The sequence below is a fragment of the Pelomicrobium sp. G1 genome (assembly GCF_051905455.1).
In the GTDB taxonomy this organism is placed as follows: Bacteria; Pseudomonadota; Gammaproteobacteria; order Burkholderiales; family UBA6910; genus Pelomicrobium.
On sequence record NZ_JBQACR010000255.1, the window covers coordinates 1 to 304 of the forward strand.

At 69.4% G+C, this 304-nt stretch carries 1 protein-coding gene; it reads left to right on the forward strand.

Annotated features, from left to right (window positions below; translation table 11 throughout):
• A partial coding sequence (locus tag ACTFO6_RS18405; protein WP_439935825.1) for an SPASM domain-containing protein occupies positions 1-304 on the forward strand: 304 nt, incomplete at both ends.

Genomic DNA, 304 nt, shown 5'->3' on the forward strand with positions numbered 1-304 from the left:
CATGTGCGTCTGTCCCGACGGGGTGGTGCTCCCTTGCCACGAGGCGCGCGGGCTTCGCGGGCTCACCTTCCCCAGCGTGCGGGAGGCAAGCCTCCAGTGGATCTGGTACGAGTCCCCCGGGTTCAACCGATACCGGGGCGAAGGGTGGATGAAGGCGCCCTGCCGCTCCTGTCCCGAGCGGCTGAAGGACTTCGGCGGCTGCCGCTGCCAGGCCTACCTCCTCACCGGAGACCCGGCCAACGCGGACCCCGTGTGCGAGCTCTCCCCTCATCACCACGTCGTGGTGAAGGCGATCGACCAAGCC